General features: G+C 71.5%; 20 protein-coding genes. 8 read left to right on the top strand and 12 right to left on the bottom strand.

The annotated features are described in order from the left end of the window. Nucleotides 1–3: 3 nt before the first annotated feature. Nucleotides 4–2,274, bottom strand: coding sequence for an LLM class flavin-dependent oxidoreductase (locus ACQEVJ_RS44720; RefSeq protein ID WP_433111799.1), 2,271 nt, complete (start codon nucleotides 2,272–2,274; stop codon nucleotides 4–6). 91 nt (nucleotides 2,275–2,365) lie between these two features. Here ACQEVJ_RS44720 and ACQEVJ_RS44715 point away from each other — a divergent pair, with 91 nt between their 5' ends. Then, on the top strand, nucleotides 2,366–2,878 hold the full coding sequence (locus tag ACQEVJ_RS44715) for a MarR family winged helix-turn-helix transcriptional regulator (RefSeq protein WP_433111796.1): 513 nt from the start codon (nucleotides 2,366–2,368) through the stop codon (nucleotides 2,876–2,878). A gap of 185 nt (nucleotides 2,879–3,063) precedes the next feature. Here ACQEVJ_RS44715 and ACQEVJ_RS44710 read toward each other — a convergent pair whose 3' ends face one another. Next, complete coding sequence (locus ACQEVJ_RS44710) at nucleotides 3,064–3,510, bottom strand: Lrp/AsnC family transcriptional regulator (RefSeq protein ID WP_433111794.1); 447 nt, start codon at nucleotides 3,508–3,510, stop codon at nucleotides 3,064–3,066. A 226-nt stretch (nucleotides 3,511–3,736) separates the two neighbouring features. Between ACQEVJ_RS44710 and ACQEVJ_RS44705 the strand changes: the two genes are divergently transcribed. From ACQEVJ_RS44705 to ACQEVJ_RS44695, 3 genes are all read left to right on the top strand, one after another. Further along, nucleotides 3,737–4,623 (top strand): IS5 family transposase gene (locus tag ACQEVJ_RS44705; RefSeq protein WP_433112833.1). Its coding sequence is split into 2 segments (ribosomal slippage): nucleotides 3,737–4,463 and nucleotides 4,463–4,623, totalling 888 coding nucleotides; the frame shifts between segments, so codons are not numbered across the junction. Further along, entirely contained in the window at nucleotides 4,620–5,474 is an 855-nt protein-coding gene (locus tag ACQEVJ_RS44700) for an LLM class flavin-dependent oxidoreductase (RefSeq protein ID WP_433111791.1), read from the top strand. The genes ACQEVJ_RS44705 and ACQEVJ_RS44700 overlap by 4 nt, the downstream gene beginning before the upstream one ends. Then, nucleotides 5,471–5,896 carry a nucleoside deaminase gene (locus ACQEVJ_RS44695; protein ID WP_433111788.1) on the top strand — a complete coding sequence of 142 codons (426 nt, stop codon included), beginning with the start codon at nucleotides 5,471–5,473 and terminating at the stop codon, nucleotides 5,894–5,896. The genes ACQEVJ_RS44700 and ACQEVJ_RS44695 overlap by 4 nt, the downstream gene beginning before the upstream one ends. A gap of 9 nt (nucleotides 5,897–5,905) precedes the next feature. Here ACQEVJ_RS44695 and ACQEVJ_RS44690 read toward each other — a convergent pair whose 3' ends face one another. The 4 genes from ACQEVJ_RS44690 to ACQEVJ_RS44675 all read right to left on the bottom strand — a co-directional run bounded on the left by ACQEVJ_RS44690 (nucleotide 5,906) and on the right by ACQEVJ_RS44675 (nucleotide 8,297). Further along, the gene (locus ACQEVJ_RS44690; RefSeq protein WP_433111785.1) at nucleotides 5,906–6,454 is read right to left on the bottom strand and encodes a dihydrofolate reductase family protein; all 549 of its coding nucleotides are present in this window, start codon (nucleotides 6,452–6,454) and stop codon (nucleotides 5,906–5,908) included. Between the two features lie 103 nt (nucleotides 6,455–6,557). Then, nucleotides 6,558–7,034 (bottom strand): NUDIX domain-containing protein, encoded by a 477-nt coding sequence (locus ACQEVJ_RS44685; RefSeq protein WP_433111782.1) that lies wholly within the window; start codon nucleotides 7,032–7,034, stop codon nucleotides 6,558–6,560. A gap of 74 nt (nucleotides 7,035–7,108) precedes the next feature. Beyond that, nucleotides 7,109–7,681: a dihydrofolate reductase family protein gene (locus ACQEVJ_RS44680; RefSeq protein ID WP_433111779.1), complete on the bottom strand. Its 573-nt coding sequence runs from the start codon at nucleotides 7,679–7,681 to the stop codon at nucleotides 7,109–7,111. 193 nt (nucleotides 7,682–7,874) lie between these two features. Further along, on the bottom strand, nucleotides 7,875–8,297 hold the full coding sequence (locus ACQEVJ_RS44675; RefSeq protein ID WP_433111776.1) for a hypothetical protein: 423 nt from the start codon (nucleotides 8,295–8,297) through the stop codon (nucleotides 7,875–7,877). A 227-nt stretch (nucleotides 8,298–8,524) separates the two neighbouring features. Between ACQEVJ_RS44675 and ACQEVJ_RS44670 the strand changes: the two genes are divergently transcribed. Both ACQEVJ_RS44670 and ACQEVJ_RS44665 read left to right on the top strand, forming a co-directional pair. Next, complete coding sequence (locus tag ACQEVJ_RS44670) at nucleotides 8,525–12,817, top strand: BTAD domain-containing putative transcriptional regulator (protein ID WP_433111773.1); 4,293 nt, start codon at nucleotides 8,525–8,527, stop codon at nucleotides 12,815–12,817. Between the two features lie 314 nt (nucleotides 12,818–13,131). After that, nucleotides 13,132–15,522, top strand: coding sequence for a discoidin domain-containing protein (locus ACQEVJ_RS44665; protein WP_433111770.1), 2,391 nt, complete (start codon nucleotides 13,132–13,134; stop codon nucleotides 15,520–15,522). Here ACQEVJ_RS44665 and ACQEVJ_RS44660 read toward each other — a convergent pair. Genes ACQEVJ_RS44660 through ACQEVJ_RS44635 form a run of 6 tightly spaced genes read right to left on the bottom strand, consistent with a single transcriptional unit; the run spans nucleotide 15,510 to nucleotide 20,593 of the window. Next, nucleotides 15,510–16,388, bottom strand: coding sequence for an SMP-30/gluconolactonase/LRE family protein (locus ACQEVJ_RS44660; RefSeq protein ID WP_433111767.1), 879 nt, complete (start codon nucleotides 16,386–16,388; stop codon nucleotides 15,510–15,512). The genes ACQEVJ_RS44665 and ACQEVJ_RS44660 overlap by 13 nt on opposite strands. Next, nucleotides 16,385–17,329: a sugar kinase gene (locus ACQEVJ_RS44655; RefSeq protein WP_433111764.1), complete on the bottom strand. Its 945-nt coding sequence runs from the start codon at nucleotides 17,327–17,329 to the stop codon at nucleotides 16,385–16,387. Before ACQEVJ_RS44655 ends, ACQEVJ_RS44660 begins: the two co-directional genes overlap by 4 nt. Then, complete coding sequence (locus ACQEVJ_RS44650; RefSeq protein WP_433111761.1) at nucleotides 17,326–17,958, bottom strand: bifunctional 4-hydroxy-2-oxoglutarate aldolase/2-dehydro-3-deoxy-phosphogluconate aldolase; 633 nt, start codon at nucleotides 17,956–17,958, stop codon at nucleotides 17,326–17,328. The genes ACQEVJ_RS44655 and ACQEVJ_RS44650 overlap by 4 nt, the downstream gene beginning before the upstream one ends. 5 nt (nucleotides 17,959–17,963) lie before the next feature. After that, nucleotides 17,964–19,109 carry a galactonate dehydratase gene (gene dgoD / locus ACQEVJ_RS44645; protein ID WP_433111758.1) on the bottom strand — a complete coding sequence of 382 codons (1,146 nt, stop codon included), beginning with the start codon at nucleotides 19,107–19,109 and terminating at the stop codon, nucleotides 17,964–17,966. After that, nucleotides 19,106–19,810 carry a FadR/GntR family transcriptional regulator gene (locus tag ACQEVJ_RS44640; RefSeq protein ID WP_433111755.1) on the bottom strand — a complete coding sequence of 235 codons (705 nt, stop codon included), beginning with the start codon at nucleotides 19,808–19,810 and terminating at the stop codon, nucleotides 19,106–19,108. The genes dgoD and ACQEVJ_RS44640 overlap by 4 nt, the downstream gene beginning before the upstream one ends. Before the next feature lie 18 nt (nucleotides 19,811–19,828). Further along, nucleotides 19,829–20,593, bottom strand: a complete 765-nt coding sequence (locus tag ACQEVJ_RS44635; RefSeq protein ID WP_433111752.1) for an SDR family NAD(P)-dependent oxidoreductase — start codon at nucleotides 20,591–20,593, stop codon at nucleotides 19,829–19,831. A 138-nt stretch (nucleotides 20,594–20,731) separates the two neighbouring features. Between ACQEVJ_RS44635 and ACQEVJ_RS44630 the strand changes: the two genes are divergently transcribed. Then, the gene (locus ACQEVJ_RS44630) at nucleotides 20,732–21,745 is read left to right on the top strand and encodes a substrate-binding domain-containing protein (protein ID WP_433111749.1); all 1,014 of its coding nucleotides are present in this window, start codon (nucleotides 20,732–20,734) and stop codon (nucleotides 21,743–21,745) included. Between the two features lie 63 nt (nucleotides 21,746–21,808). After that, nucleotides 21,809–23,302 carry a sugar ABC transporter ATP-binding protein gene (locus ACQEVJ_RS44625; RefSeq protein WP_433111746.1) on the top strand — a complete coding sequence of 498 codons (1,494 nt, stop codon included), beginning with the start codon at nucleotides 21,809–21,811 and terminating at the stop codon, nucleotides 23,300–23,302. Nucleotides 23,303–23,307 lie beyond the last annotated feature (5 nt).

Below are 23,307 nucleotides of genomic sequence, written 5' to 3'. Positions count from 1 at the left end.
AGCTCAGTCGTCCGCCGGCTGGATGGGGAAGTTGGCGCGGAACAGGTTGTCCGGGTCGTAGGCGCGTTTGACCTGCCGCAGCCGGGCGAGATTGGCCTCGCCGAACGCGTCGAGCAGCCGGTCGGGCCGCGTGTCGGTGTCGAAGGACAGGTAGAGGCCGTCGGTGTACGGCGCGACCTCGGCGTCCCATGCGGCGTTCAGGGCCGACTGCGTGGCGCCCATGGCGGTGAGCACGAAGTTCTGGTGCCGGTGCGGATAGGCGGTCGCGTCGGGAGCCAGGTCGTGCGCGGCCCCACCGGTGGCGCGTATCTGGAGGAAGTAGGACAGCCCGGAGTGCGCCATCCGCTCGAAGGCGCGGCTCACGTCACCGTCGAGGTGGGTGACCAGGCCGGAGCGTACGGCGGGGCTCCCGCCTCCGGTGTGATGCCTTTCTGCCGGCTGCACCACGCCCGAATAGGGCAGCATGTATCCCTGGTGCCCCAGCAGCGGCCCGGCCTCGGCGAGCCGTTCGAGCTCGCTCACCGCGGCCTCGGTGTCCGCGCCGGCGTACACGGTCATGAGCTGGGCGACCGCGTCCTGGCCGCGGCGCGGCGGGGAGAGGATAAGGAAGCTCGTCAGCTCACGCGGGGCCTTCTCCACCGCGGCGCCCCAGCGCTGGAGGAGCCCGGCCGTGTCACTGGCGTCCAGGGCCATCTGGGAGAAGACGACGTCGCCGAGCTCCATCGCCTCGATCTCGACCCAGGTGACCACGCCGAGGTTGCCTCCGGCTCCGCGCAGGCCCCAGAACAGGTCGGGGTTCTCCTCCCGCGAGGCGTGCAGCACCCGCCCGTCGGCGGTCACGACCTCCGCGGCGACGACGCGGTCGATGGTCAGGCCGAATTTACGCCCGAGCAGGCCGATGCCGCCCGTGGTCGCGAGGCCGCCCACGCCCACGCCGCCGAAGTCGCCCGAGCTGATCGCCCATCCGTGCGGGACCAGGGCCTCGGCGACCTCGCCCCAGGTCGCGCCCGCGCCCAGCCGCACCCGGCGTGTGGCCGGATCCACGACCTCGACGGCGTTGAGCGCGCCGAGGTCGAGCACGATGCCGCCGTCGTTCGTGGAACGGCCGCTGATCCCGTGCCCGCCGGAGCGAACGCCGAGCGGCACGTCCTGGGACCGGGCGTACGCGAGCCCCTCGACGACCTGGCCGACCGTCCGGGGGCGCAGCACCAGGCCGGGGGACCCGGCGCGCAGGTAGTTGTGCCGCACCGACTCGTAGGCGCGGTCGCCGGGCTCGACGGCGTCGGCCGCGAGGCTCGCCGGGACCTTGTCGTAGTCGATCCCGTCGCGGCGCAGCGCGATCGCGGCGGCGCCGCGGCGGGCGGCCGCGGGGACGGTGCCGGTGGTCGCCCGCTCGCGCGCCACCGCGTCCCGTACGGCAGGGGCGATCTCCTCGCCGTACGTCTGGATGAGCCGCGGGTCGTCCGAGCCCAGGACGAACGTGCCGACGCCGTCCTCCAGCGCCAGAGCGGTCAGCTCCTCCACCCACTGCTCGACCGGCCCCTGCAGGAAGCCCTGACGGGCCTCGGTGACCGCGCCACTGATGTTCAGCAGGCGGTGCACCTGCGCCGGGTCGCGCCCGGCCTCCTCGGCGGCCTCGTCGATGATTTTGTTGCCGCGCCGCAGGTCGCCGTCCTTGAGATAGGCGAGCGAGGGCAGCCAGCCGTCGGCCTCGCGCGCCACCAGGCGCAGCATCCGCGGCTTGTAGGCGCCGATCCAGATGGGGATGTCATGCGCGGGGGCCGGGCCGCGCTTGGCCCCGGCCACACGGTGGTGTTCGCCGTCGACGCGCAGGATGCGGCGCTCGCCTGCGTTCCAGATGCCGCGGATGATCTCGATGGCCTCCTCCAGCGCGGTCACGGACTCGGCCGGCGTCAAGCGGGTGCCGCCCATCGACTCGATCGCGTCCCAGAAGCCGCCCGCGCCGATGCCGAGTGCGAACCGGCCACCGGAGAGCAGGTCGAGCGACGCCGCGGCCCGGGCCAGCACGGCCGGCGGGCGCAGCGGCAGGTTCAGCACGTTGCCCGAGACCGTGATCCGTTCGGTCCGCGCGGCCACCCAGGACAGCAACGTCCAGGTGTCCAGGAACCCCGGCTGGTAGGGGTGGTCCTGGAACGTCACCAGATCCAGCCCGGCGGCCTCGGAGACCTGTGCGAGCCGGACCGGCACCTGCGGGTCGCGGTTCTGCGGGGTGATGAACGTGCCGAAGGCCAGTTCGTGGCCGTAGTCCGTCATGCCGGGCCTCTCAGGGAAGTAATCTGTCGAACAGACGATATGCGGCACAACTTATCGAAACATCATCCTATTCCGGGTTAGAGTGGACCGTGTGACCACCCGCAAACCAGCCGGCTCCCCGACGTCGTCATCGCAGGGTTCCGTGCTCGGGTGGTCCCTCACCGTGCTGCTGCGGGAGTGGAGCGCGCGTGTCGAGGACGCCTCACGCGACCTGCCGCACGGCGTGCGCGGCTACCAGGTGCTTTCCGCGGTCGTGCACGACGCCCCGCCCACGCAGGCCGCGCTCGCCGCCCGCCTCGGCATCGACCGCACCGTCATGACCTACCTGCTCGACAAGTTCGAGGGATGCGGTCTCCTGGAGCGCCGGCAGGACCCGGCCGACCGCCGGGTGCGGCGCATCGTGCCGACCGACCACGGCCGGCGGGTCCTCGGCGAAGTGGACGCGCGTGTCGCGCAGGCCGAGGACGAGCTGCTCTCCAATCTCCCGTCCGAGGACCGGCGTGTCCTCCTGGCGCTGCTGGAGCACGCCGCCACCGGGGCGGCTCCCGGCGAGGACCGCTGCGCCGCCGTCGCGACATCGGCCGGACTGGCACAGGAGGCATGACCCGGTCCTGTGGCGCCGAGATCGGCACCGCCCACCAAGCGTCTCAGCCGCCGCCGACGTGCTCGACCCTGGCGGACGCCGGACCAGGAGCTCGGTTGACGACCCGCTGACCTGCGGCCGTCCCGTCGCGGTCTCGTCCTAGCGCCGTCGGTCGTGGCTCGGGACCCTCGCCCACCCGCTCGATGTCACGGGGCATGCGGCCCGCGGTAGGGGAGCGTCTCGCTGTAGACGATGTTGGTGGTGGTGCTGCCGAACTGCGCGAGCTCGTCCACCACCTTCTCCAGGTGGGCCATGGAGGTCGCGGCGACCTTGAGCGTGTAACAGTCGTCACCGGTGGTGCGCAGGCACTCCAGGATCTCCGTACGCTCGCCGAGCAGCCGGTGCAGCGGCTCGTGCCGGCTGCCCGGATACTTGAGCCGCACGACGGCGAGCACGGCATACCCGACCTTTTCCAGGTCGACGATCGCGCGGTATCCGCCGATGACACCGGTCGCCTCCAGGCGCCGCACCCGCTCGGTCGTCGCGGAGGCGCTGAGGCTTACCCGCCGGGCCAGCTCGGTGAGCGGTACGCGGCCGTCGCGCTGCAGCTCGGTCAGGATGGACCAGTCCGTCGCGTCGAGACTCTCGGCCATCGGCCGAATATACCGTGGAATCCGTGGTCAAACCGCCTGTAAGCAGGGCGTTCTTTCTTCCCGACGGCCGGACCGCCTGAATACTCTGGTCCGGTGAAACTAGGACCTGTTTCGAAGTCCGCTGACTGACGGCGTGTCGTGCCCGGACAAGCAGTGAGGTCTCCGGTAGAGGGTTCATCGACCAAGAAGAACCTGAACACCGGAGACCTCGTTGGCCACCTTAGCGGTGACGAGGCGGTTCGACCTGACCGATGCGCAGTGGGCCCGGCTGGAGCCGCTGCTGCCTGCGCCGAGCAGACCAGGGCGGCCGTCGAAGTGGACCAAGCGGCAGCTCATCGACGGGATCCGGTGGCGGGTACGGGTCGGGGCTCCCTGGCGGGACGTGCCGGAGTGCTACGGCTCCTGGCAGGCGGTGTACGCCCTGTTTCGACGCTGGCAGCGGGCCGGTGTCTGGCAGAAGATCCTCACCCGGCTGCAGGCCCTGGCTGATGCCGCCGAACTGATCGGCTGGCAGGTCGGGGTGGACTCCACCATCGTGCGGGCCCATCAGCACGCGGCAGGCGCGCGGCGCGATCCGCGTCTGCAGGCCGAACCGCCGGGTGGGGTGAGCACCGAGCCGGTCGACCACGCGCTGGGACGCTCACGCGGCGGCTTGTCGACCAAGCTGCACCTGGCCTGTGAGCAGGGCCAACGGCTGCTGTCGCTGGTGCTGACCGCCGGCCAGCGGGGCGATGCACCACAGTTCCAGGCGGTCATGGCCGGCATCCGCGTCCCCCGGCTCGGGCCCGGCCGGCCCCGTACCCGGCCTGAGGTCGTCCGCGCCGACAAGGCCTACTCCTCCCGGGCGATCCGCGCCTACCTGCGCCAGCGCGGGATCAGATGCACCATCCCCGAACCAGCCGATCGCATCGCCGCTCGCCTGCGGCGCGGCAGCCGCGGCGGTCGTCCTTCACCTTCGACGCCCGCGACTACCGCGCCCGTCATGCTGTGGAATGTGGCATCAACCGGCTCAAACGCCACCGCGCCATCGCGACCAGGTACGACAAACTCGCCGTCCGCTACCAAGCCGCCATTCTCATAACCGCGATAGACGACTGGCTCACCAGGCTTTGAGACAGGCCCTAGGCGTCAACGTCCCGAACTTCGGGCCGGGCACTCGCCCCGGCGTGCTGCGCGGCTGGGCCGAGACGGTGGAGGGGCTCGGGTTCGACCTGCTCATGGTCTCCGACCACGTCGTGGTGACCCCCGACGTGGCCGAGCAGTATCCCGCGCCGTTCTACGAGCCCTTCACCACGCTGTCCTGGCTCGCCGGGATCACCACCAGGATCAGGCTGGGCACCACCGTGCTGATCCTGCCCTACCGGCACCCGCTGCTGACCGCCCGGATGGCGGCCAACCTCCAGGAGCTCAGCGGGGGACGGCTGGTCCTCGGCGTGGGCGTGGGCTGGGCCCGGCAGGAGTTCGAGGCGCTCGGCGTGCCGTACGGGCGGCGCGGGGCGCTGACCGACGAGAACCTGCGGGCGATGCGCCTGGCCTGGCGGGACGAGGAGGACTACCGGGCCGGGCACATTCCGATCTGGGTCGGCGGCGGCAGTGACGCCGCTCTTCGCAGGGCGGTGCTCCTCGGCGACGCGTGGCACCCGCTGCGCTTCACCCTCCCGTGGCTCAGCGAGCGGATGGACCGGCTGGCCGCCGTCGCGGAGAGCCTGGGGCGCCCCGTGCCCGAGCTGGCCCCGCGCATCCTGCTGCGGCTCACCGGCACTCCGGTGACCGGCGAGGGACGCCGGGCCGGTGAAGGCACCCTCGACCAGGTCATGGACGACCTGGAACGGCTGCGCCTCCTGGGCGCCGAGACCGTCCTCCTCGACCCCTTCTGCGGGGACCCCGATGAGACGAACCATCCGGAGACCGCGTGGCACATGCTCGAGACAGTGGCCGCCGCGTACACGAAGGAGCATCCATGACCCCCGACGACGAGAAGTTCCTCCGCAGGGCGATCGGGCTGGCCGCCGAGGCCAGGGCAGGCGGTAACCCGCCGTTCGGCTCGCTGCTGGTGGGCCCGGACGGCGACGTGCTCGCCGAGGAGCGCAACACCTCGCTCACGGAGTCCGACATCACCGCTCATCCCGAGCTGAAGCTCGCCCGGTGGGCCGCCCGCGAACTCGGCCTGGCCGCCGCCGCCGGTGTCACCATGTACACGAGCTGCCAGCCGTGCGGCATGTGCGCGGGTGCCATCGAGCGCTCCGGACTCGGCCGGGTCGTCTTCGCGCTCTCCACCGATCAGCTCGGCGCGCTCAAGCCGCCGGCCGGCCCGTCGTCCTTCCGGCAGGAGGGGCCGGCACTCTTCGACGAGGCGCGCGTACCCGTCGAGGGGTACTACGTCTGACGTGCGCCGTCAGCCGGCGTCCGGGACGTAGCTCAGGTTGAGAACCCCGGTCTTGAACGTCTCGGACTTCACCAGCTTCAGCTTGTGCGTCGGGGTGTCCTCGAACAGCCGCTGCCCGTGGCCGACGACGATCGGGTGGACGAGCAGGTTCAGCTCGTCGAGCAGCCCGTTGGCGAGAAGCCACCGCACGGTCGTCGCGCTGCCGGACATCTGGAGGTCGCCGCCCTCGATCTGCTCCTTGAGCTCGCGGATCCTGGCCGCGACGTCACCGTTGACGACGGTGGTGTTGTTCCAGTCCGCCTTCTCCAGGGTGCTCGACACGACGTACTTGGGGGCGTTGTTGAAGACCTCGGCGATCTCCTGGTCCTGGTCCGTCGTCGTCCAGTAGGCGGACCACTCCTCGTACAGCTTGCGGCCCATCAGCATCCCGGCCGAGGTCTGCATGCCCGCCTGGACTGCGGCGCCCATCTCGTCGTTCCAGTACGGGAAGTGCCACTGGTCGGGCGACTCGACGACGCCGTCCAGAGAGATGAAGAAGTTCGCGACGATCCTGGCCATGTGCTTCGCTCCTTTTGCCGTATGACGGTGGCTGCGAATGAGAGATTAGGCGGGAGCGCTCACGCGGGTCTTGTACAGAAACGACACGCGTACGGCTACGCGGTCACGCGCGGCGGAGCCGCCAGAGCATGTAGGCGGCGACGGACGACGAGTCGCTGACGGCGCCGTCGAGGATCATCTGCTCGAACTCGGTGCGGTGCACCCACCGCTGGCGCATGTCCTGCTCGGTGTGCTCCCGGCGGGGCTCGCCCTTGGCGAGGCCGGTGGCCACGTACACGTGCAGTCCCTGGTCGGTCATCCCATGGGCGTTGTCCATGCGCCCGAGATAACGCAGCAGGTCGGCCCGGAGCCCGGTCTCCTCCACCAGCTCGCGCCGGGCCTCGTCCTCACGGGTGTCCGCCTCGGCCGTCCCCTGGGGGAAACTCCACGAGCGGCGGCCGATCGGGTATCGGTACTCCTCCACGATGTGGAAGCCGTCGTCCTCTTCCGGCACGATCAGGACGAAGTCGGGCCTGACCACGTATCCGTACAGGCCGGGAGAACCGTCAGGGTGCTCGATCGCGTCCTCTCGGACCGTCATCCACGGGTTGCTGTAGACGATTCGAGAGGAAACCTGCCGAATTACGGGCTGCGCTTCGGTCACATGGCCGGATACTACCGACGCTCCGGCTGTACGTCCGCGTACGCGACGGGCTGGTAGGCGAGGGACAGCACGCCCGTCGGGAAGGTCTCCGAGGACGTGAGCGTCATCGGGATCTCCAGGCCCTCCTCGAACAGGCGCCCGCCCTTGCCCACCACGATCGGGTGGACCAGCAGCCGGAGCTCGTCGAGCAGGTTGTGCCGCATCAGCGAGCGGACGAGGTTCGTGCTGCCGCTGATGCCGATCGTCCTGCCGGGCTGCTGCTTGAGCTTGGTGATCTCCTCGACGAAGTCGCCGGTGACGAGGGTGGAGTTCTGCCATTCGACCGTGTCGAGGGTCGAGGAGACGACGTACTTCGGGATGTTGTTGATGAAGCCGGCGAAGGGGTCGTCCGTGCCGGCCTTGCCCGGCCAGTAGGCCGCCCAGCTCTCGTACATGACCCGGCCCATCATCATCGCGTCGGACTCGGACATCAGCGCGCCGACGGCCGCGCCCATCTCGTCGCTGAAGTAGGGGAAGTGCCACTGGGCGGGCGCCTCGACGACGCCGTCCAGGGACATGAAGAAGCTGGCGACGATCTTGCGCATCTGGATCTCCTCTGTCTCGCGCTTGCGTGACTCCAGACTCGCAGCCGACGAGTTGAGCTGTCAAGACAAATTTTATTGTCGGATGCCGACGGAAGAGCGCCAGGAGGGATATGCCCCTGCCGATACCCCGCCTGGCGATCCACCGGTTTCCATGAGGACGGGCGCGGCGCCCCGCGCCCGTCGGTCGTCAGGGTCAGGTCCAGTTGCGCAGCCGGATCGAGAGCGCGCAGTTGTCGGAGACGGCCTCCAGCCTGTAGTACTGGCCGACGTTGAGGTTGGTGACCTTGAATGTCGTGCTGCTGGTCGCGAGATACTTGGTGCCTCCCGTCACCTGGTTCCCGTTGTTCGTGGTGTTGTACAGGTCCCAGCGGACGTGGCAGATCAGGGCGCCGCTGGGGTTCAGCTTCACCTCGAGCCACCGCTCCGAGCTGTGCGGCTCGAGCGACCCCGCCGAGCACGAGATCAGCGGAGGGGCGTTGTTGCAGGTGCGGGTGCCGTACGGCTCCGCCGAGGCCGGCCCGGCGACCAGCGCCGTCCCCAGGAACGCCGACGCCATGATTCCCGCCGCCGTCAGACGCCGGAACGGGATCCGCGTTCCGCTTCCGCGTGGGGTCATTGTGTCTCCTCTTCGTGGTCCGACCAGCTTCCGCCGAATCGGGATCGGGTCGGTTCGAGCATCGGACGGGCCGGTATACGGGGTGTATAGGCCCTGATAGAGGCCGATTTCCGTCCGTGAATCGTCCGGGCTCCGCCCGGGGTTCACCCGACCTGACTGGATCATTGACAAATCGGGCGATGATCCTGGATTCTTCACTCCGGTGTCCCGACAGAGGCGGAATTTGAGTGGAATTTCACGTCCTGGGGTCGCTCAGCGTTTCCCGTGAGGGTCACCTGGTCCCTGTCGACGGAGCGCCGAAACTCCGGCTAACGCTGGCGGCGCTGCTGTCGAAGGCGGGCCAGCCGGTGTCCGTCGACTGGCTGATCGCCGCCGTGTGGGGCGACCGGCCGCCCGCGTCCGCGCGGCGCAACATCCACCTCTACGTCCACCAACTGCGGCGGGCGTACGGCGCCCACGTCCTGCCCGGACGGCCGGGCGGCTACGCGATCATCCCTGACGCGTTCGACGCGGCGCGGTTCCGCAGCCTCGCCGCCCAGGGAAGCGCGGCCCTGGGCCGAGGAGACCTCGAATCGGCCCGTGACCTGCTCCGCGCGGCGCTGAACCTCTGGCGGGGGCCTGCGTTCGCGGAGTTCGCCGACTGCGCGCTCGTCGCCGACGAGGCCCTGCGGCTGGAGAAGTCGCGGCTCATGGCGCACGAGCGGTTGGCGGAGGCCGAGCTCGCTCTGGGCCGGCACGTCGAGGTGGCCGCGGAACTCGCCGACCTCATCAGGGATCATCCCTACCGGGAGAGCCTGCACGGGCATCTCATGCTCGCGCTGTATCGGTCCGGGCGTCAGGCAGAGGCGCTGGAGGTCTTCCGTGGGACCCGCGACCTCCTGAACGCTCAGCTCGGCATCGAGCCAGGCCCCGTGCTCCAGCGTCTGCACGAGGCCATGCTCCGGGGCGACGAGGACCTCCTTCCGGCCCTGGCCCCGCCTCCGGCCGCGGAGCGGAAGACGGACGACTGCCCATATCGGGGTCTGATGGCGTTCCAGCCGGAGGACGCGGACTGGTTCTTCGGCCGTTCCCACCTGGTCGACCGGCTGCGCGACCTGGTCGACCGGCTTCCCGTGGTCGGCGTGTTCGGCGCGTCGGGAAGCGGCAAGTCGTCCCTGCTGCGCGCCGGCCTGCTGGGGTCCGTCTCCGGCGGGGACGGTGTCTCCGGTGGACACAGTGTCTCCGGCGGGCACAGCGTCTCCGGTGGGCACAGCGCGGCGGTGCCCTCGCGGAGCCTGCTCATGACGCCGGGGGAACACCCGCTGGACGCGCTGGCCGACGTGGTGGCGAAGGCGTCAGACGGTGACCCGGTGGCGCTGCGCGACGACCTGGCCCGGGATCCGGGTGTCCTGACCGCCGCGCTGGGCGGTGTGCCGGAGGCCCGCCTGCTGCTGGTGGTGGACCAGTTCGAGGAGATCTTCACGCTGTGCGCCGACGACGGAGAGCGCCGCCGGTTCGTCGAGGCTCTGCTCGGCGTCGCACTCGGCGGCGCATCCGACACCGGCCGCCGCGTCGTCCTCGTGCTCGGCGTCCGCGCCGACTTCCTCGCCCACCTGACCCAGCACCCCGCCCTGGTCGAGGCGCTCGGCGGCGAGGCCCAGATGCTCGTCGGACCGGTGTCGTCGCCCGACCTCCAGGAGATCGTCGTACGGCCCGCCGCCCGGGCGGGGCTCACCGTCGAACCCGACCTGCTGGCCACGGTGCTGGCCGACGCCGCCGAGGAGCCGGGCAGCCTGCCGCTGGTCTCGCACGCGCTGCTGGAGACCTGGCGGAACACCGCGGGATCGAGGCTCACGCTGGCGGCCTACCAGGCGGCCGGCGGCGTACGCGGGGCCATCGCGCAGAGCGCGGAACGGGTCTTCGGCGAGTTCGCCCCGGCGGAGCGGCAGGCCGCCCGCAGGATCTTCCTGCGGCTGACCGCGCTGGGAGACGGCACGGAGGACACCAGGCGTCCCATCTCCCGTACGGAACTCGTCGGCGTGGCCGACCCCGGCGTCACCGCCCGCGTGCTCGATCGGCTCGCCGCCGCGCGGCTCGTCGTCCTCGCCGAGGAGACGGTCGACGTGGCGCACGAGGCGCTGATCCGAGCCTGGCCGCGGCTCCACCGCTGGCTGACCGACGACCGCGAGAACCTGTTCGTCCACCGGAGGCTCACCGACGCCGCGCAGACGTGGCGGGAGCTGGACCGCGACCCGGGTGCCCTGTATCGGGGCGCCCAGCTTCTCGTGGCCGGGACCTGGGCGGAGGACCACCCCCAGGAGCTCAACGACATCGAGAGCGCCTTCCTGCGGGACAGCCGCGCGCTGGAGGACAGCGAGCGCACCGCGGCGAGGCGCCGCACCCGGTTGCTGCAACGCCTGCTGGCCGGGATGGCCGCGCTCTTCCTGCTCGCCCTGCTCGGCGGCGGCGTCGCCGTACGGCAGGGCAGGGAGGCCGGTCACCAGCAGCTGGTCGCCCTGTCGCGGCAGCAGTCCCTGCAGGCCCGATCGCTCCTCGCCACCGATCCCGATCTCGCCGGCCTGCTGGCGATCGCCGCGTTCCGGCTCGATCCGGAGCCCGAGACGCGGGGCGCCCTGCTGAGCGTGTCGGCCGCGGCGCGCCGCCGCATCGAGCTCAACGTGGAAGGGCCGGCGGTCTTCGGGCTCGCGTTCAGCCCGGACGGGTCGCGGCTGGCCGCGGCCGGCACCGACGGAGCCGTCGGCCTCTGGGACCTGCGGACCCGCACCCGCGTCGCCACCTTCTCCGGCCCTCTGGCCCGGACGGGGCCGGGGGAGATCCACGCCAGGGCGGCGGCGTTCAGCCGCGACGGCAGGCTGCTCGCCTCCGTGGTCAGGGACGCCGCGCTCGGATCGACCAGGGGCGTGGTCGTCGTGTGGGACCTGGCCTCTCGCCGACCCGTGTTCCAGCGGCAGCGGGAGCGGCTCACCGACGCGATGGCGCTGAGCCCCGACGGGACGAGAGTCGCCGTCGGGGTGGGCAAGGGCGCGGTCGAGCTGTGGGACCTGCGCGACGGGAGCATGCGCACCCTGAAGGGACACCGGGAGGAGGTCGTGGCTCTCGCCTTCAGCCCCGACCAGGCGTTCCTGGTGTCGACCACGGGCGGAACCGAGAAGCCCCTCGTGTGGGACGTCGCCTCCGGGGCGAAGGTCGCGGCGCTCGACGCCGTGAACGTCCACAGGCTGGGGTTCGATCCCGCCGGTGGGATCCTCGCCACGGGATCGTCGCACTACGGCGTGCGGTTCTGGCGGATCGCCCACGACCGTGTGACCTCTCTGCCGGGGCTGCCCAAGCGGGCGCCGTACACCTGGGACATGTCCGCTCCGGTGGCCGGCCGGATCGCCGTCGCCGACGAGGACGGCCTGATCACGATCTGGGACGTGGCGCGACGGCAGCCGGTCGAGACCTACCAGGACAGAAGCCGCACAGAGACGCTGTCCCTTGCCCTGAGCGCCGACGGCTCGATGCTCGCCTCGGCCGGGCTGGGCCGGACCATCGTGGTCCGCGAGCACGCCGTTCCTCCGTTCAGCGGACACAACGAGGCCGTGAACGACATCGAGATCAGCCCGGACGGCCGGCTCGTGGCGTCGGCGAGCAGCGACAGGACCGTCCGGCTGTGGGACGTGCGCGGGAACCCGATCGCCACATTGGGCGACCACCCCGATCACGTCCGGGCCGTCGCCTTCAGCCCGGACGGCCGCCTGCTCGCGACCGTCACCCGCAGCCACACGCTCACCGTCTGGGACGTCGGCAGCGGACGGAGGCTCGGCACGGCCGCCTACCAGGGGCTCGGCGCGTCCACCGACGTCGGTTTCGATCCGCGCGGGCGCTTTCTCGTCGCCACCGCGCTCGGCCGGTTCCGCTGGGACGTACGCGATCCGGGAAAGCCGGTCGAGGTGCCGTTCCCGGGCGGATACCTCGTCTCGGCGCTGGCGTTCAGCCCCCGCGATCCGCTGCTCGCCACCACCGGCCCCACCGGCGACCTGATCGTCTGGGACCTGGACCAGGACAGGGAGGCGCGGGCCATCAGGACCAGGCAGGGCTCGGTGCTCGACGTCGCCTTCAGCCCGGACGGCAGGTCGATCGCCACGGCGGGCGCCGACCGCACCGTGAAGCTCTGGGACACGCGGACCTGGGCGTCGTACGCCACGCTGACCGGCCACACCGCCCCGGTCCAGGCCCTCGCCTTCAGCCGGGACGGCCGTTCGCTCGCGTCCGCGGGTGACGATCGCACGATCACGGTCTGGGACCTCCAAACCAGGAGGCCGGCGGCCACGCTGACCGGGCACACCGCTCCGATCAGGGGCCTGTCTTTCACCGCCGGCGGAGACCTGATCTCGGGCGGAGAGGACGGCAGGATCATCCGCTGGGAGCTCCGGCCCGGCCCGCTCGTGGGGCGGCTCTGCGAGGTGATCGGCCGCGACCTCACCCGCGCGGAGTGGGCCGCCCACTTCCCCACGGTCGACTACCGGCCCACCTGCTGAGGGCCGCCGCGGTCCTGGACCGGCTCCGACCGGCTGCGATGTTCCAGCTCGTCAGATGACATAGGTCCGGGCGGCGAGATCACCCCAGGTCGAGGCTGCGATCGAGCGGAACCGGCACGCAAAACGCGTGCGGGCCCCGGCGCAAATCGCCGCAAGAATTTGGCCTATTGCACGAATAAGTCGAGCGCGGTAACCATTACGGCAAGCGGTCCGCCGGACGGAAACGGCCCGGGCCGCCCCGTGCCTCCTGGCGTCCCCGGTGCTTCCGGAAGGACGGCGCGGTCAGCGAACGCTGCCCAGCATGAGGAGTGCACGTGCCGTTCTCCCGTCGTACGTTCATCACGTCCGTCGTCTCCGGATCCGCCCTCGCCGCGGTGTCGTCCAGCCAGCTGGTGTCGGCGCTGACCTCCGCCGCGAGCGCGGCGAGCGGCCCGGGCGACGTGGTGGGCAAGATCACTGTCGGCTACCAGGGCTGGTTCGCGTGCCCCGGCGACGGAGCCCCCATCAACGGCTGGTGGCACTGGAGCCAGAACTGGTCCCAGGCGCCCTCCCCCGGCAACACCGCCATCGTGGCGTGGCCCGACATGCGGGAGTTCACCCACGCCTACCCGACCGCGTACGGCAACCTCGGCAACGGGCAGCCCGCGACGCTCTTCTCGTCGTACGACCAGCAGACCGTGGACACCCACTTCCGCTGGATGCGGGACAACGAGATCGACACGGCCGCCCTGCAGCGCTTCAACCCGAACGGCGGCGAGGGCGCCACCCGTGACGCGATGGCCGCCAAGGTGCGCGCCGCGGCCGAGGCGAACGGCCGCAAGTTCTACGTCATGTACGACGTGTCCGGCTGGACGAACTTCCAGCCCGAGATCAAGGCCGACTGGACGGCCAAGATGTCGGCCCTGACGGCCTCTTCGGCGTACGCCAGACAGAACGGGAAGCCCGTCGTGGGCATCTGGGGCTTCGGGTTCAACGAGGACAAGCACCCGTCCGACCCGGCGGCCTGCCTCGACGTGGTGAACTGGTTCAAGGGTCAGGGCTGTTACGTGATGGGCGGGGTGCCCACCTACTGGCGGCAGGGCGTCAACGACTGCCGGCCGGGGTTCGTCAACGTGTTCAACGCCCTGAACATGCTCTCCCCGTGGATGGTCGGCCGGATCGGCAACGCCGCCGACTCCGACCGGTTCTACAACGACCTCAATGTCCCCGACCAGGCGTACTGCGACGCCCACGGCATCGACTACCAGCCCTGCGTGATGCCGGGGGACGTGAAGTCGCGACAGCGGGCGCACGGCGACTTCATGTGGCGGCAGTTCTACAACATGATCCGCGCCGGGGCCCAGGGCATCTACATCTCGATGTTCGACGAGTTCAACGAGGGCAACCAGATCGCCAAGACCGCGGAGAACGCCTCGATGATCCCGGTGGGCTCCGGTCTGCTCGGGCTGGACGAGGACGGCACGGTCTGCTCGTCGGACTACTACCTGCGGCTCACCCGGGACGGCGGCCGGATGCTCAAGGGCCAGATCGCGCTCACCTCCGTACGCCCGACGCCGCCCGTCGTCGGCGGTGGCGGCGACACCAACCTGGCGCGGGGGAAGGCGACGTCGGAGAGCGGGCACACGCAGGGCTTCGTCTCCGGCAACGCGGTGGACGGGGACGCGAACAGCTACTGGGAGAGCCCGAACAACGCGTTCCCGCAGTGGGTTCAGGTCGATCTCGGCGCCGCCGCGACGGTCGGGCGGGTGGTGCTGAAGCTGCCGCCGTCCGCCGCGTGGGAGAGGCGTACGCAGACGTTGTCGGTGCAGGCGAGCACGAACGGCTCGTCGTTCGCCACGCTGGCAGGGCCGGGCGGCTACACGTTCGACCCGGCCTCCGGCAACACGGTGACGATCAGCGTTCCGACCGCCTCCGCGAGGTACGTGCGAATCACCGTGACCGGCAACACCGGCTGGCCCGCCGCCCAGATCGGCGAGCTGGAGGTGTACGGCACAGTGGGGGACCGCGACACGAAGGCCCCCACGGCCCCCGGCGATCTCACCGTGACCGCGAAGACCTCCACCAGCGTCTCGCTGTCGTGGTCGGCCGCGAGCGACGACACCGGCGTCACCGGCTACGAGGTCCGCCGGGGGAGCACGGTCGTGGACACCGTCCAGGGCACCACATACACGGTGACCGGGCTCAGCCCGGCGACCGCGTACACGTTCACGGTCGCGGCGCGGGACGCGGCGGGCAACGTCTCACCCGCCTCCAACAGCGTGTCCGTGACGACCGATGCGGCCCAGAACACCAACCTGGCGCGGGGTAAGGCGACGTCGGAGAGCGGGCACACGCAGAACTACACCAGTGGCAACGCGGTGGACGGCGACGCGAACAGCTACTGGGAGAGCCCGAACAACGCGTTCCCGCAGTGGATGCAGGTCGACCTCGGTGCGGCGGTGACGGCCGGGCGGGTGGTGCTGAAGCTGCCGCCGTCCGCGGCGTGGGCGGCGCGTACGCAGACGTTGTCGGTGCAGGCGAGCACGGACGGGTCGTCGTTCACCACGCTGGCAGGGCCGGGCGGCTACACCTTCACTCCCGCATCGGGTAACACGGTGACGATCACGATGCCGCCGACCTCCGCGAGGTACGTGCGGATCACCGTGACCGGCAACACCGGCTGGCCCGCCGCCCAGATCGGCGAGCTGGAGGTCTATCCCGGATAGCGGGACAGGACGGCGGCGCGGGCCGGTGGGGCGGTCACCCCCGCGTCACACGTCCACAACGCCCCGTCGGCCGGCGCCGGGTCGGTGAGGCCGTAGCGCGCGGAGGTCACCAGCAGCCGTGTCCCGTCCCGGCCGCCGATCGCCACGGACGACGGCTGCCGGCACGGCAGGCGCACCACTCGGTCGACCTCGCCGTACGGGCTGACGCGCAGGACACGGGACTCGCCCCAGACCGCCGTCCAGAGGAATCCCTCGTCGTCCACGGTCATGCCGTCCGGACTCCCGCTGTCCAGGCGGATGAGCGGTTCCGGAGCGCCGAGCGCTCCGGTGGGCGGGTCCAGGGGGTAGGCGCTGATGACGCCGCGTGCGCTGTCGGCCAGATAGAGCCGCGTGCCGTCAGGGGAGAACGCGGGCCCGTTGGCGACGGTGACCCCGTTCAGGGCGGTGACCACGGTCCCGTCGGGATCGACCCGGTAGAGGCTGCCCGCGCCGGGCGTCCCGTCGTAGGCCATGCTGCCGGCCCAGAACCGGCCGGCGGGATCGACCACCCCGTCGTTCATGCGGCAGCGCACGCTCTTGCCCGCCTCGGGGCGCGCCAGCCAGTGGGCCGTGCCGTCCGGGCGGAGGACGGCGACGCCCTCGCCGACGGCCGCGAGCCAGTGCCCGGGGCGGTCCAGGAGCGGGGCGACCGCGCCCAGCGGTTCACCGCCGGTGCGCAGCAGCGGCGTCAACGCCGCGCCGGGTCCCGGGGAGACCTCGTACAACGCGCCGTCGAGGATGTCCACGACGACCCACCGGTCCCCGAGCCAGCGGGCGCCCTCGCCGAGCTCGAGACCGGCGTCGACCAGCATCTCCGGCGACGTCAACGCAGCGTCTCCCCGTCCGGCAGGGCCAGTGCGGGCAGCTCCGCCCGGGTGGGCAGTCCCTCCCAGTCCCCGGCGCAGGCCACGCTGGCGGCGCCCAGCAGGGTCGCCCGTTCGAGCCGGCCGTACGCGTCGAGCCCGTCGAGCCGCCCGGACAGATATCCGGCGGTGAACGCGTCGCCCGCGCCGACGACGTCCACGACGGGCACCCTGCGAGCCGGGACGTCGAACGAGGTCCGCGCGTCGTGGTAGCTCGCGCCCGCCGCGCCGCGCTTGACCACGACCTCCTGCACACCGGCGTCCAGCAGGGCCGCCACGCGGTCGCGTTCGCCGTCGCCGTCCACCACGAGATCCAGCTCGTCGTCGGACGCGATCAGCACGGTCACGTACGGCAGCAGCGGGCGCAGCGCCCGCGCGGCCGCCTCCCTGGTCCACAGCAGGGAACGGTGGTTGACGTCGAGGCTCACCCAGGCCCCGGACCGGTGCGCCTGCCGGGCGGCGGCGACGACGGCCTCAAGCGGCGCGGGTCCCAGCGCCGGCGTGATGCCCGTGAGGTGCAGGCCCGCCTGACCCGCGTCGACGGCGGGGCGCGCCTCGTCCCACGACAGCGTCGAGGCGGCCGAGTCCCTGCGGTAGTAGTGCACGCGGGCCCGGCCCCCGGCCGCCACGTCCCGGAGCAGCAGGCCGGTCGGGGCGTCCGTACGCCGCACGACGTGATCGGTCAGGACGCCCTCGGCCCGCAGCGTGCGCAGGACCAGCTCGCCGGGCTCGTCGTTCCCGAGGGCGCCCGCCCAGCGGGCGGTGTGCCCGAGGCGGGACAGGGCGATCGCGACGTTGGCCTCCGCGCCGGCGATGGACACGCGCGAGTCGCCGCCGAGGCGCAGCGGTCCGGCGCAGCGGACCGTGACCATCGCCTCGCCGATCGTCAGGACGTCCGCCCTCACGAAGCGCCCACCAGGTCGAGCGCCGTCCTGACCCTGCCGCGCAGGTCGTCCAGGTCGCCGCCGCGCGGGGCGTCGCCGAGCAGCGGCGAGCCGAGGCCGACCGCGACGGCGCCGGCCTGCAGATAGTCGCGCACGCTGTCGAGGCCGACCCCGCCGACCGGCACGAACGGCACGGCGGGGAACGGGTCGCGCAGCGCGCGCAGGTAGGAGGCCCCTCCCGCGGAGGCGGGGAAGAGCTTGACGGCGGCGGCGCCCCGCGCGGTCGCGGAGATGACCTCGGTGGGGGTCATCGCCCCGGCGAGCACGGGCAGTCCGAGGCGCAGCGCCTCGTCCACTCCTTCGCCCAGACCGGGGGTGACGACGAACGTCGCGCCCGCGTCCCGGGCCGCGACGGCGTCCCGCGCGGTCAGCACGGTCCCGGCGCCGAGGTGCACGCCCGCGCCCAGGGAGGAGGCCGCCTTCCGGATGACCGACAGCGCGTCGGCGCCGCTGAGCGAGACCTCCATCAGGGTCACGCCCTCTTCCGCGAGGACGTCGATGCTGCGCAGCGCCGCCGCCGGGTCGTCGCCGCGGACGATGGCCAGGAGCCGCCGGGCGCTGAGGAGGTCGAGCAGATCGTGTGGTTGCACGCCGGTCACCATTCTGCGAAGGAGCGGTCGGGGTAACGCCAGATCGGAGAGCGCCACGTGTGGCCCCGCTTGTCGGCCTCACGCACTCTGGCCTCGTCGACCACGATGCCCAGACCCGGCCCGGTCGGCCGGGAGAGCCGGCCGTCGCTGAAGGCGAAGACGGACGGATCGACCAGGTAGTCCAGCAGCTCGTTGCCGTCGTTGTAGTGGATGCCGATGCTCTGTTCCTGGATGAGGAAGTTGGGGGTCGCGAACGCCACCTGGAGGCTGGAGGCCAGGGAGATCGGTCCCAGCGGGCAGTGCGGAGCGAGCAGGGCGCCGAACACCTCGGCCTGGGCGGCGATGCGGCGGACCTCCGAGATGCCGCCGGCGTGGGACAGGTCCGGCTGCGCCACGGCGACGCCCGCCTGGAACGCCGGCAGGAAGTCCCAGCGGGAGTAGAGCCGCTCGCCCAGGGCGATGGGGACGTTGGACGCCTCCACGAGGCTGCGCACCTGGGACATGGACTCCGGCACGACCGGTTCCTCGACGAACAGGGGCGTGAGCGGTTCGAGCAGCGGCAGCAGCCGCCGGGCGTTCGGGTAGGACACCCGGCCGTGGAAGTCGACCGCGACGTCGCGGCCCGGGCCGAGCACCTCGCGTGCCGCCGCGACGCGGCCGATGACCTCGTCGATCTCGCCCGGGCCCGCGATGGGGGACATGCGCCCGCTGGCGTTCATCTTCACCGCGGTGAAGCCCGCCTCCACCTGGCGCCGGGCCTCCTCCTTGATCTCGCCGGGTTCGTCGCCGCCGATCCAGGCGTACGCGCGGACGTGGTCGCGTACGGGACCGCCGAGCAGTTCGTGGACGGGGACGCCGCGCGCCTTGCCGGCGATGTCCCACAGGGCCTGGTCGAGGCCGGCGACGGCGCTGGCGAGCACGGGCCCGCCCCGGTAGAAGCCGCCCTTGGTCATGACCTGCCAGTGGTCCTCGATGCGCAGCGGGTCGGCGCCGACGAGCAGTTCGGCGATCTCGCCGACCGCCGCCCTGACCGAGTCGGCCCGTCCCTCGACGACCGGCTCGCCCCAGCCGACGTGTCCCTCGTCGGTCTCCACCCGGCAGAACAACCACCTGGGCGGCACCAGGAACGTTTCGATGCGCGTGATTTTCACCGGTCTCCCTGGAGGCGGGCCGCGCGGTCGACGTCGGCCATGGACTTGTCGAGCAGCGCGAGCGCGCAGGTTCTGGCGGCTTCGCCGTCCCCCGCCCTGATGGCGTCGAGCAGGGCCCGGTGGCTCGGCACCGGGTCGTCGGCGGTGACGACGTCGTGGACGATGCGGTCCCGTTCCGCGAGCACGGACTCGATGACGACCTCCATGCGGACCAGGAGCTCGTTGCCGGTCGCGGCCAGGACGGCGCGGTGGAAACGCAGGTCGGCGGAGGCCGCCTCGGCCGGGGTGCGGGCCGCGGTCATGTCCTCCAGGGCCGCCTCGAGTTCGGCGAGGTCGGCCTCGGTGCGCCGGTCGGCGGCCAGCGCGGCGGCGGCCGGTTCGAACATCTGCCGCACCTCGGCGAGCTGCCCGAGCATCTCGCCGCCCCGGTTCTCGAACTCCCAGCTGATCACGTCGGGATCGAGCAGGTTCCACTCGCCGCGGGGGCGCACCACCGTGCCCCGCTTCTGCCGCGAGTCGACCAGGCCCTTGCCGGCCAGCACCTTCAGCGCTTCGCGCACCACGGTGCGGGACACCTGCAGCTCGGCCTCCAGCTCGACCAGGTCGATGCGCCCGTTCTCGGCGAACTGCCCGGTGACGAGGCGGCGGCCGATGATCTCGACGACCTGGCCGTGGATGCCACGCCCTTTGTAGGTGCTCATGCTCTCCGGTCATCCCTCTCAGGAGGAGTTCTTCGTCGCGCTCCAGCCGCCGTCGACGACGAGGGTGGTGGCGGTGATGTAGGACGCCTCGTCCGACAGCAGGAAGGCGATCGCCGCGGCGACCTCGGCGGGCTCGCCGAACCGCTTGGCGATCGTGGCGTCCACGCTCAGACGCCGGTCCTCCTCCGCCACACGGTCCCACGCGGGGGACATGATCGGCCCGGGCAGCACGGTGTTGACGCGTACGTCGGGGCCGTAGTCCACGGCGAGCTGGCGGCCGAGACCCACCAGCGCCGCCTTCGTCGCGGCGTACGCCGGGTGGCCGGGCAGGCCGACGAGGGCGTGCACCGACGAGACGAGGACGACCGCCCCCGACGTGGCCTTCAGATCCTCGTGTAGCGTGCGAAAGGCCAGGTAGGAGGCGGTGAGGTTCACTTCCAGCTGCCGGTGCCACGATGCCGCGCCCAGGTCGTGCACGGGTCTCACGTCCACGACGTAGGCGTTGCTGACGAGGTGCCGCACCGGGCCGTACTCCCGGTGGGCGAAGCGGCGGAGTTCCCCCCACGCGCTCTCGTCGCTGACGTCCATGCGCACGAATCTTGCCGTGCCGCCCGCCTCGACGACAGCCGAGGCGACGTCCTCCCCGGCCGGGGAGATGTCGCACAGCAGGACGGGCATGCCCGTCGCGCCGAGACGTCTGGCGGTAGCCGCGCCGATGCCGGAGGCGGCGCCGGTCACGACCGCGCAGCATCCGGCCTCCGTGGAAGGTCCGGGGAGGTTCACGCCGTCACTCTACGATAAGTGTTTTTTTATGACAATTAATTGACAGGCGCGTTACGTCCGCCGCATCATCTGGACGTGGCGCAGCGCGCCCTACCCGGTGGCGTCGCCAACCGAAGACAGACTCATGGGAGGCCATTCGTGGCATCAGTTCGACTCACGGCGATGCGCTGCATCGCCTTGCTGGCCGTCGGCGCCGTGCTCGCCGCCTGCGGTCAGTCCGCCGGGTCCGGCGGCGCCTCGGGCACGAAGGAACAGCTGCGCGTCGGCGTGATCTACCTGGACTCGCAGGGCTTCTACGCCGGCGTGAAGAAGGGCATCGAGACCGCCGCCGCCCAGGACTCGCAGCTCAAGCTGCTGGGCAACAACGCGCAGGGCGACGCGGCCAAGGAGTCCTCGTACATGTCGACCCTGGTCGCCTCCAGCGTGGACGCGATCATCACCTCGGCCGTCTCCGCCACGGCGTCCACCCCGGCGATCGCGGCGGCGAGCAAGGCCGGCATCCCGGTCGTCTGCTACAACACCTGCATCAACGACGCGGACGCCAAGAAGTACGTGTGGGGCTACGTCCTGTCCGACCCGTACGTCTTCGGCAAGAAGCTGGGCGAGCAGGCCGGCACGTACTTCACCTCCCAGAAGATCGACAAGCCGAAGATCGCGATCCTCAACTGCGACTTCGTGGAGGTCTGCAAGGAGCGCAAGCGCGGCTTCAAGGACGGCCTGGCCGAGTCGGTGCCGGGCGCCCAGTACGTCGCCGACCAGGAGGGCGCGGTCGTCGACAAGGCCACCCCGGTCGCCGAGAACATCATCACCGCCAACCCCGAACTCGACGCGTTCTACGCCGTGGCGGGCGGCGGCACCCTGGCCGGCGTCAAGGCCGTCACGACGCGCTCCCGCGTCGGCAAGACCGTCGTCTTCGGCAGCGACATGACCGTCGACATCGCCAAGGCCCTGGTCGACGGCAGCATCCTCAAGGCGGAGATCGACGTCCCCGCCCAGACCGTGGGCAAGCTCGCGTACGAGGCCGCCCGCAAGGCGTCGAGCGGCGCCAAGAACGACTCGTTCGTCATCCCGGTGGACCCGATCCTCTACACCGCCGACGACAAGGCCACGAACGAGAAGTGGCTGACCGAGCACGCCGACGGGATCCCGTAAACCGTCCCCCCGTATTGAAGGGCGAAGTCCCCGTCCCCACCGAAGGCTCCCAGGAAGGCTCCCATGTCGAACACCGACGTCGTCGCGGAGGTGCGCGCAGGCACCAAGCGCTACCCCGGCGTCACCGCTCTCAGCGACGTCGACTTCGCGGTGCGGCGCGGCGAGGTCCGCGCGCTGCTGGGCAAGAACGGCGCCGGCAAGTCCACCCTGATCAAGGTCCTGTCCGGCGCCGAGCACCTCGACTCGGGTGAGGCGCTCGTACGCGGGAAGTCGCTGGCGGGCCTCGGGACGCGGGACGTCGCCGCCCTGGGGGTCGCGACCGTCTACCAGGAGCTGAGCCTGGTGCCGGAGATGACGGTCGCGGAGAACCTGTTCCTGGGGGCCTGGCCGCGCTCCCGCGGCGCGCTCGACCTGCGCAGGATGCGCGCCGACGCGAAGGAGGCGATGGCGCGCATCGGCGTGGACATCGACGTCGACAGCCCGGTCGGCTCGCTGGGCTCCGCCGGGCAGCAGCTCGTGGAGATCGCCCGCGCAGTCAGCCAGCGGCCCACCCTGCTCATCCTCGACGAGCCGACCAGCTCGCTGGCCGCGGCCGAGGTGCGGCAGGTGATCGACGTCGTAAGGACCGTCGCGGAGCAGGGCGTGGCGGTCATCTACGTCAGCCACCGGATGGACGAGATCCGGCAGGTGGCCGACACCGCCACGGTCGTCCGCGACGGCAGGATCGTGGAGACGCTGCCCGTGCGCACGGCCTCCACCCACGAGATCGTCGCGATGATGCTCGGCACGGCGCCCGAGGCCGTCGCGTCCCGGGACCGCCGCCCGAGCGCGGAGCCGCCGGTGCTGTCGGCGCGCGGCCTGGTCAGCGAGCGGCTGAACGGCCTGGACATCGACGTGCGTCCCGGCGAGATCCTGGGCATCGCCGGGGTGCTCGGCTCGGGGCGCACCGAGACGCTGCGCGCCCTGGTGGGGCTCGACCGGCCGGCCTCCGGCGAGATCCGGCTGCGCGGCGAGGCCGTAAGACCCGGCGCGTTCGCCGCGATGCTCCGCAGGGGGCTCGGCATGACGCCGGAGAACCGGCGGCGCGAGGGGATCGTGCCGCTGATGGGCGTCGACGAGAACATCGTCATCAGCGACCTGCGCAGGGTGAGCAGATCCGGCGTGCTGGACCGCCGGGCGATACGGCAGGCCGCCCGGGCGCTCATCGACCGTCTGGCGATCAAGACGGCCCGTCCGGGGACGCCGATCGGCACGCTCAGCGGTGGCAACCAGCAGAAGGCCGTGCTCGCCCGGTGGCTGCACGCGGGAAGCGACGTGCTGCTGCTCGACGAGCCCACCCGCGGCGTGGACGTGGAGGCCAAACGCCAGATCTACGAGCAGATGCGCCGGCTGGCCGACGACGGGCGCGCGGTGGTCTTCGTGTCCAGCGAGGTGGAGGAGCTGGCCGACGTCTGCGATCGGATCGTCGTCCTGCGCGGCGGCCGTGCCGTGGCGGAGCTGAGCGGTGACGAGATCGAGCTCAACCGGGTCATGGCCCTAGCGATTGCCGAGGAGTGAGGGAG

It is taken from the genome of Microbispora sp. CA-102843 (assembly GCF_050936215.1).
Taxonomy (GTDB): Bacteria; Actinomycetota; Actinomycetes; order Streptosporangiales; family Streptosporangiaceae; genus Microbispora.
This window is presented reverse-complemented; position numbering and strand designations above follow the sequence as displayed.

Bases quoted from the DNA above. Each gene is read 5' to 3' on its own strand.
- ACQEVJ_RS44690 (WP_433111785.1), bottom strand. From the start codon at position 6,454: ATGGCCAGGATCGTCGCGAACTTCTTCATCTCTCTGGACGGCGTCGTC.
- ACQEVJ_RS44695 (WP_433111788.1), top strand. From the start codon at position 5,471: ATGACCCCCGACGACGAGAAGTTCCTCCGCAGGGCGATCGGGCTGGCC.
- ACQEVJ_RS44675 (WP_433111776.1), bottom strand. From the start codon at position 8,297: ATGACCCCACGCGGAAGCGGAACGCGGATCCCGTTCCGGCGTCTGACG.
- ACQEVJ_RS44710 (WP_433111794.1), bottom strand. From the start codon at position 3,510: ATGGCCGAGAGTCTCGACGCGACGGACTGGTCCATCCTGACCGAGCTG.
- ACQEVJ_RS44720 (WP_433111799.1), bottom strand. From the start codon at position 2,274: ATGACGGACTACGGCCACGAACTGGCCTTCGGCACGTTCATCACCCCG.
- ACQEVJ_RS44680 (WP_433111779.1), bottom strand. From the start codon at position 7,681: ATGCGCAAGATCGTCGCCAGCTTCTTCATGTCCCTGGACGGCGTCGTC.
- ACQEVJ_RS44640 (WP_433111755.1), bottom strand. From the start codon at position 19,810: ATGAGCACCTACAAAGGGCGTGGCATCCACGGCCAGGTCGTCGAGATC.
- ACQEVJ_RS44625 (WP_433111746.1), top strand. From the start codon at position 21,809: ATGTCGAACACCGACGTCGTCGCGGAGGTGCGCGCAGGCACCAAGCGC.
- ACQEVJ_RS44685 (WP_433111782.1), bottom strand. From the start codon at position 7,034: ATGACGGTCCGAGAGGACGCGATCGAGCACCCTGACGGTTCTCCCGGC.